At 45.7% G+C, this 1,712-nt stretch carries 2 protein-coding genes; both read left to right on the top strand.

Annotated features, from left to right (window positions below; translation table 11 throughout):
* A partial coding sequence (locus tag ACEW8S_RS01505) for an FG-GAP repeat domain-containing protein (RefSeq protein WP_373516424.1) occupies positions 1 to 693 on the top strand: 693 nt, incomplete at its 5' end.
* Positions 694 to 847: 154 nt separating this feature from the next.
* Positions 848 to 1,660 carry a DUF1080 domain-containing protein gene (locus ACEW8S_RS01500; RefSeq protein ID WP_373516423.1) on the top strand — a complete coding sequence of 271 codons (813 nt, stop codon included), beginning with the start codon at positions 848 to 850 and terminating at the stop codon, positions 1,658 to 1,660.
* The last annotated feature ends 52 nt before the right edge of the window (positions 1,661 to 1,712 follow it).

Here is a 1,712-nt window from a genome sequence, read left to right as displayed (position 1 = left end):
CCCAATGATTCCCTCAAAATTTTTCGGTCGGTGTTGGATGAAAAGGGAAAAGGTACCGGCACCTTCACCCAAAAAGGTATTTTTGGTAAGCATGGCCATGGTCTGGGATTCGGGGATATCAACGGTGACGGTAGGGTAGATGTAGTTATACCTTCCGGCTGGCTGGAAGCTCCTGAAAAACCTTTCGAAGAGCCTTGGGAATTCCATCCGGAATTTGAGCTGGGTACGGCAAGCGTTCCCGTTGTTGTGGTGGATGTAAACCAAGACGGACAGAACGACCTAATTGTAGGTCAAGGACATGATTACGGCCTGTTTTGGTATGAACAACATCCTGAAAAAAAGGGTAAAACAAAAAAATGGCTAAAACATTTTATCGACCCTTTCAATTCCCAGTACCACACGATGGAATGGGCGGATCTCGAGGGAGATGGTGCCAACGAACTGATTACCGGTAAGCGCTACCGCGCCCACAACGGCAAAGATCCCGGCGGAAACGACGAAATGGGACTGTATTACTTTCGATGGACCGGCGAGAATTTCAGCAAACAGGTCATCGCCTATGGCCCCTATGGCGAGGGAAAAGGTACGGGAGTATATTTTAGCGTAGCCGATGTCAACGATGACGGCAGAACAGACATTATCGTGGCGGGCAAGGATGGGCTGACGGTTTTTTATAATGACGGGCAGGATTAAATATTGGGAAAAATGCTTTGAAAATCCAGAACCAATAGTCGCGACAAAAGAACATAGAAAAGAGATAAAAGAAGTTAATCGCTTTGAAGACGTCATGCCGAACGCTTGAACTATTTTCTATGCGAAAATCAACTTGAAATTTGAAATCAAACAGATGAAAAAACCTAAACTGAATATCTTGCCAATACAAATTCTCACCTTGACTTTATTTTTGGCCCTACAGGCCTGCAATGAAAAAAAGAAGGATAAAACCACCGAAAAACACAATGTTGCTACAACTGAGGATAATGAAGGCTTTATTCAGATCTTCGACGGCAAAACCCTGGAAGGTTGGGAGGGCGACCCCACCTACTGGAGCGTAAAAAACGGGAATCTAACGGGTGAGGTCACTCCCGAAACGCTGCTCAAGAATAATACCTTTATCATTTGGCAAGGTGGCCGGCCGGAGGATTTTGAACTGAAATTGGAAGTTAAAATTGCGGAATCGGGAAATAGTGGCATCAACTATCGTAGTGAACAGATCGATACCATCCCCTATGCGTTACGAGGCTATCAGGCCGATATCGATGGAAAAAACACCTATACGGGACAGAACTATGAGGAAAGGAAAAGGACCACATTGGCCTATCGTGGCGAGAAGGTCATCATACATTCACAAGATAATCCCAAAGAAGCCGGATCTCTAAGTGCCAACGTACAGAACAATTGCTGGCAGGGTAGGGAAGTGGTCGCATCCCGTGGGGAATCGGACGCCCTTAGAACAAAAATTAACGGTGCGGATTGGAACAATATCCATCTGGTCGTCAAAGGAAATCGATTGCAGCATTATGTAAACGATGTGCTGATGAGCGATGTCACCGATGACGATACCATCAACCGAAAATCATCTGGATATTTGGGAGTCCAGGTACATGTAGGGCCTCCGATGACCGTCGAGTACCGCAACATTCGATTGAAGAAGCTTTAAAACCGTAAAGGGCCTCAGTATGCCATATGAGAACGGAATGGAGATGGTACAC

This window comes from Pricia sp., from assembly GCF_041745955.1.
Classification (GTDB): Bacteria; Bacteroidota; Bacteroidia; order Flavobacteriales; family Flavobacteriaceae; genus Pricia.
This window is presented reverse-complemented; position numbering and strand designations above follow the sequence as displayed.

Bases quoted from the DNA above. Each gene is read 5' to 3' on its own strand.
- ACEW8S_RS01500 (WP_373516423.1), top strand. From the start codon at position 848: ATGAAAAAACCTAAACTGAATATCTTGCCAATACAAATTCTCACCTTG.